Origin of the sequence: Protofrankia sp. Cas8 (assembly GCF_963555845.1) — a bacterium.
Classification (GTDB): Bacteria; Actinomycetota; Actinomycetes; order Frankiales; family Frankiaceae; genus Protofrankia.
This window is the reverse complement of the sequence record NZ_CAUVXI010000135.1, coordinates 9,127-15,005: the sequence shown is the minus strand read 5'-3', so window position 1 is coordinate 15,005 and position 5,879 is coordinate 9,127. Positions and strand designations below refer to the sequence as shown.

The window sequence follows — 5,879 nt, the reverse complement described above, 5'->3', positions numbered from 1 at the left end:
TCACACGGTGCCTCGGCAAGGACGACGTGCACGTTGGTCCCTGACAGTCCGAACGCGCTGACGCCGGCCAGGCGCGGCCGGCCGCGGTCCGGCCACCGGCGCACGGTCGTGGCGAGCTCGATCGGCAGCTCGTCCCAGGGCACCGCCGGGTTGGGCTCGGCTATGTGCAGGCTCGCGGGGATGGTGCGGTGGCGCAGGCTCAGCGCTACCTTGATGATTCCCACCATCCCGGCGGCGCCCTCGGTGTGACCGATGTTGGACTTCGCCGATCCGAGGACGCAGGGCCGGTCGCTGGGCCGTCCCTCGCTCAGGACCTCGGCGATGGCCGTGAGCTCGATCTGATCGCCCATGACCGTTCCGGTGCCGTGGGCCTCGATGTAGTCGATGTCGCCAGGTTCGACGCCCGCGTTGTGGTAGGCGGTGCGCAGCATCTCGGCCTGGCTTTCCACACTCGGCGCCGTCACGAAGCCCCCGCTGCGGCCGTCGTTGGTCACACCGCTTCCCCGGATCACCGCATAAACTTGATCGCCGTCGGCCCGCGCCTGCTCGAGGGATTTCAGGATGACGACCGCGACGGCTTCGCTGCGGACGTAGCCGTCCGCGGCCGCGTCCCCGAACCTGGAGCGTCCGTAGCGCGACAGCACCCCGGCCTGGGACAGCGCGATGGACAGGTCCGGGGTCAGCATGATGTTGACGCCACCGGCGAGCGCGAGCGTGCTCTCCCCCGAGCGGATGCTCTGGCACGCCAGATGGATGGCGAGCAGAGACGAGGCGCAGGTCGCGTCTAGCGCCATGCTTGGGCCACGCAAGTCAAAGGCGTAGGACAGACGCCCGGCTGCGGTGCCGCGGCCCTCCGCTCCGATGGCGCTGTGCATGTCGCAGATCCCGGCCTCGCGCAGCAGCTCGGAGTACTGGGTGGACAGGTAGGCCAGGAAGACCGAGGTACGCGTGCCGGTCAGGGATCCTCGTGTCTGGCCGGCGTCCTCGAAGGCCTCCCACGAGGTTTCCAGTAACAGGCGTTGCTGGGGGTCCATGCGGGCCGCCTCGCGGGGCGAAACGTCGAAGAAGTCGGCGTCAAAGGCATCGATGTCGGTCAGGAACCCGCCGGCCCGGCTGGCGATGCGGCCCGGGGTGCCCGGTCGGGGGTCGTAGAGCGAGCCGAACGCGCGGTCCGCGGGAATCTGGGTGACGGTGTCGGACCCCGTCCGCAAGACGCGCCAGAACTCGTCCGTGCCATGAGCCCCGGGAAGTCGGCAACCGATACCGATGATGGCGACCGGCTCAGGGACCGGCTTCCCCAATGTCGCTGAAGATCCACTGGAGCGGTATCCGGCCTGCACTGGCGTCCCTGTCATGGCTGGCGTGCCTTCCCCTCGCGATGATCATATTTTGTTGGGTTCCCTGGACCGCGGGCCGCGCGAGAAGGACATGATCGCGGCAGCTTCGGTGGGCCTGGGCAGGACGTCACATCGATCCGTACAAGCAAATGATGTGACGAACTCAACAAATCATCCAGACCGTGTTGGCGCTGGCATCGCGAATACCTGGTAGTGGCGGCCGTCCTGGTACAGGTATTGGTTGCCTGGTACTCGGCGCAGCTGCGATGCGGGTAGTGCCAGTACCAGGAACGTGCGGGCACAGGGGAGCCCGCGGGCACAGGGGAGCCCACGGGCGCAGGCACGACCAAGCCCCGGTTAGCGCGCCAGTGGCGCGAAAGCTTGAGACAGTTCCTCCGCGGAAATATCAAGATTGCTGACGAACGACTCGAAGGGTGCTATGGGCATCAGTTCGCTCACCGGCAGGCCGTCCTGCGCGCACATGAGGTCCGCCAGCGCGGCCGTGTACGGTGCGTACCTTGACCGCCACCGTTGGAAGGTGGCTCGGGCCGTCCGATAGTCCCGTTCGGCGTGGATTCCGGCATCGGCCAGCCTGGCGATGGTCGTCCGGAAGGACCGCTCCTCCCGCCCGTACAGGCTCGGCGTTGAACGGACAGCACTGACCTGTAGGTCCTTGGCCATCGCCTGGACGAACGCGCAGCCCGCGACGAGCAGTGGGCGTGTCGGTGGCGGTTTGGTCCCCGGTGAGAGGGCATCCATGAGTGCCGCCACATCCAGGATGACCAGAGTCGCGTCCAGCCAGGACAAGTCGGGTGACGACGGCAGGGTGAGCAACTCGGGGTAGCTCGTGTGACTGAACCGGAGATCCGCGATCCAGAGCTGCCAGGTGCTCATCATGCGATCCAGGGAATCCGGTGTTCCGCCATGCATGTGGGCGACGATGACATCCTCGGCATCGAGACACGACCGTGCTTCGCTGGCCAGCGCCCACAGGAACCGTTCACGCCGCTGGTAGGCGGACGCAACCGCTGTGATCCTGGTCGCCAACACGATGAAGATCAAAATCAGGCAGCCGTATACCGCCAGTGGGAAGCCGTGGCCGGTCCATCTCGGATCATCGAGCTGGCCCAGCACGTATGGCATCGCGCGGATGCCAGCGGGAGCGGCCCCGACCGACGCCGCCAGCAGCGCCATCCCGACCACCGTGCCTGATGCCCACATGAGCGGAGGGAAAAGTAGCGCGATCGGGCTGACCGTCCTGAGGACCGCACGATGAATCCGCTTGCTGGGCAGCCTCCGGCTGATGCACTGTGATCCACGGATCAGTACGGGTACCGTCGCGAAGACGAGCCGCGATGGCCGGCCGCGGGGTGCGACCGCGGTCCCAAGCACGCTGCGGCCGGTCACGGCCAGGACAACGAGCCCGCTCAGAAAGTCCGTGGTCGCCATCCAGGTGCTCACGGTCGTCTCCCCGGTCCACCCGTATCGGGCATGCAGGGAAGCGGCGTATCCCCGCTCCTTGTAATTGCCATTCCGATCGCCCTCCTGCGGCCTCGATGCACGATGCAAGGACCAGCTTGGGCCGCGGACTCCAAACGAAACAGAACGAGCTTATGCTGGTACTGAGAGTTCCAGACCGGCGGTGCCAGTGCGCCGACAAAAACTGGCCTTCACCGCGTGCCGAGACCAGATGCTGACTCGGGCCTGGCCTCCGGACGATGTGACTTTCGTGCTGCTCCCATCGCAGCAGATTCACATCCTTCGGAGGCCAGACCGGCGGGTATCCACTCCAGTGGGACAGCGCACCGTCAGCCCTGCAGGATCCATGACCAGATGGGCAGCGTGAGCAGGGACGCCGGCACCCCGACGCCGACCATCAGGCTCGGCAGCGGCGTCGCCAGGTCGTAACGGGTGGCGATCATCGCCCCGGCGACCATCGGCGGCATCGCGGTCTCGAACAGCGCCACCTGCACCCCGTGGTCGTCCAGAGAGCCGGTCAGGGCGTAGGCCCCGAACACCAGGGCAGGGCCGATGACGAGCTTGACCAGCAGGCCGATCGCGAGCTCCCGGTGCCAGGTGCGCAGCGCGCCGATGCGCAGCTGCAGGCCGATCGAGAACAACGCCAGCGGGGTGAGCGTCGAGCCGAGGGCCGTCAACGCCTCGGTGAGCCAGCCCGGAAACGCCACCGGACGCAGGATCAGCCCGGTCAGCAGCGCGATCAGGGCGGGCGCCGTGAACAGCCGACGGACGATCTCCATCCGGGTGACACCGGCCCCCGATGCCGTGGCCGCCACCGCGATGACCACCGTCCCGACGATGACGAACGAGCCGAGCTGGTCGACGAGAAGCGCGACCGGTACCGAGTCCGCCCCGAAGAAGGCCGTGACCATCGGTATGCCGACGAAGGATGTGTTGGCCACAGCAGCGGTGACGATCAGCGCACCGACGACGTCCCGGCGCAGGCGCAGGACACGGCCGATGCAGAGAAACAGCGTCGCGCCGACGACGAACAGCAGGTACGGGCCGGCGATGATGAGCAGTAGGTTGGCTGGGAACACCACGCTGTGTAAGACGCGGAGCGCCAGGGCGGGAAGGGCGACGTCGAGGACCCAGAAAGTGACCATCTGATGGGCGTCATCGGCCATCTGGCCGCGCCGTCGTGCCGCGCTGCCCGCCACGATGCCCGCCATCAGACCAACGACCAGGACGAGTAGGGCGGACACGTCCGGCATCCTGTCAGGCGTTGGTGGGAACCCCACAGCGGGCCGTATCCAGCCGCGCAGCCGTTGCTGGATACGCTCGTTGCCGTCTGCGAAGAGTGCCCGGTCGAGGTGGGAACCGAATCGGCCGCCAGCCGCCTTTGCGTCCCGAGCCGCTCCGGAGGCCCAGCACAGTGTCTGCTTCAGTGTCCACGATCGCCTCGAACACCCTCGCGCTCGGCCCGAGCTTTCTGGATGCGCAGCATCTGGCCAAGGCGGGTCTGATCGTCGTCCTATTGATCGTTTTTGCCGAGTCCGGCCTGTTGGTCGGGTTCTTCCTGCCCGGCGACTCGCTGTTGTTCACAGTCGGTCTGCTTGTGTCCAACCACACGTTGTCCACTCCGCTGTGGCTCGCCTGTCTCCTGATCTCGATCGCCGCGATCCTCGGCGACCAGACCGGTTTTCTGTTCGGACGCAAGGTCGGCCCCACCCTGTTCCGGCGTCCCGACTCACGGCTGTTCAAACAGGAGAACGTGGAGAAGGCCCGCGACTTCTTCGAGCGCTACGGACCCCGTTCGATCATTCTTGCCCGCTTCGTGCCGATCGTCCGGACGTTCACCCCGATCATCGCGGGCGTCAGCGGGATGAACTACCGGCTCTTCAGCACCTTCAACATCATCGGTGGGCTGCTGTGGGGTAGTGGCGTCACAGTGATCGGATATTTCCTCGGCAAGGTCCACTTCGTGGCGGACAACGTGGAGGGAATCTTCATCGGGATCGTGCTGCTCTCGGTCATCCCGATCGCCTTCGAGCTGCTGCGGGCCCATCGCCGGGGAAACCGGCCAGCCCAGAGCTCGGACGCACCTCGACGCACACCACAGTCGCGTCCGCTGAGCGATGGGGACTGACACCGGCTACCCGCGGGCTGCGCAAGGACGGACTTGCGGTTGGAAACCGGGTCAGCTAGGCCCGTCGAACCGGCCCGGCGGCAGAGGTTCGGGCGGCCCGGGTTCCTCGTCCCGGATGGCATCAGGGCCGCAACCAGCGGCCCACACGGTCCGACACCGTTCGCAGTCTTCGGCCGCGCGGATGCCCTTGAGCGGATTACCTGGCCGACGTCGGGCGCGGCGGTGATCGGGACAGCGTAGTGAGACGAACGTCGCCAGAACGGGGGTCGCGTCAGCCACCGATCGTCCCTTTCCCTTGGCACACGGTGCAGTCGACTTCGTTCGAGCCGGTGAAGCCGCCTTCCTCGTCACGCTCCAAGGTGTCCTTGAGTACCTTGCTGGTACCGCGGCAGGTGTCGCAGGTCCGCAATCCAGCCTCCCGGCCGTCTTGCTGCCCGCGTCCGCCGAGCTCTCGTTTGCGCCTCTCGCGGCCCTTGTCCTGTGCCACGGCCGCCTCCACGGGTACTCATCGCCGTGACCGCCACGTTACGGACGGGGCAGGACGCTAGCAAGAGTGCATGAGGCCCGCGTTCTACGTGTCTCGTGTCGTGCTTGCGTGCTCGTCAGCTTGCTTTGGAGCGAGTAGCGAACTGGTCGAGCAGGGCGTCGATCCCTTCGACAGTGGGGGCAACCTGTACCCCAAGTCATGACAGGTGTAGCCCAGCGCACGCCAGCCTGCCTGTGGCGTAGACGGCCGGATCTGACCGGTTGGCGGCACGCCTTCGCATACCACGGCCTGTTCTTGATCCCGCTGTCCGCGAGCGCAGCCTCAATCCCGCGGGCACAGCTCCGGGCCGCACCCTCACGCAACTCCGCTGGCCCGGTAGTCGGACCCCGGTACCGCCGCCGTATCCCGCAGCAGAGTGGCAGCCTCGTGCCGGCCACGAGGCTTCATC

Annotated in this window: 5 protein-coding genes; 1 reads left to right on the top strand and 4 read right to left on the bottom strand. The window is 66.8% G+C overall.

Going from position 1 to position 5,879, the window contains the following annotated elements; genetic code table 11:
• The 3 genes from U9977_RS18095 to U9977_RS18085 all read right to left on the bottom strand — a co-directional run.
• Window positions 1-1,355 (bottom strand): polyketide synthase (locus tag U9977_RS18095; protein WP_322750458.1); only part of this gene is annotated, 1,355 nt, incomplete at its 3' end.
• Window positions 1,356-1,694: 339 nt separating this feature from the next.
• Entirely contained in the window at window positions 1,695-2,798 is a 1,104-nt protein-coding gene (locus U9977_RS18090; RefSeq protein WP_322750457.1) for a hypothetical protein, read from the bottom strand.
• A gap of 347 nt (window positions 2,799-3,145) precedes the next feature.
• A complete protein-coding gene (locus tag U9977_RS18085; protein WP_416210678.1) occupies window positions 3,146-4,069 on the bottom strand; it encodes an AEC family transporter in 924 nt (307 codons plus the stop codon).
• A gap of 173 nt (window positions 4,070-4,242) precedes the next feature.
• On the opposite strand from U9977_RS18085, the gene U9977_RS18080 reads away from it, so the two are divergent.
• The gene (locus U9977_RS18080; protein ID WP_322750455.1) at window positions 4,243-4,944 is read left to right on the top strand and encodes a DedA family protein; all 702 of its coding nucleotides are present in this window, start codon (window positions 4,243-4,245) and stop codon (window positions 4,942-4,944) included.
• A 271-nt stretch (window positions 4,945-5,215) separates the two neighbouring features.
• Here U9977_RS18080 and U9977_RS18075 read toward each other — a convergent pair whose 3' ends face one another.
• Window positions 5,216-5,431, bottom strand: coding sequence for a hypothetical protein (locus U9977_RS18075; RefSeq protein ID WP_322750454.1), 216 nt, complete (start codon window positions 5,429-5,431; stop codon window positions 5,216-5,218).
• Window positions 5,432-5,879 lie beyond the last annotated feature (448 nt).

Coding starts and splice junctions, on each gene's coding strand:
- U9977_RS18085 (WP_416210678.1), bottom strand. CDS start 4,069: ATGCCGGACGTGTCCGCCCTACTCGTCCTGGTCGTTGGTCTGATGGCG.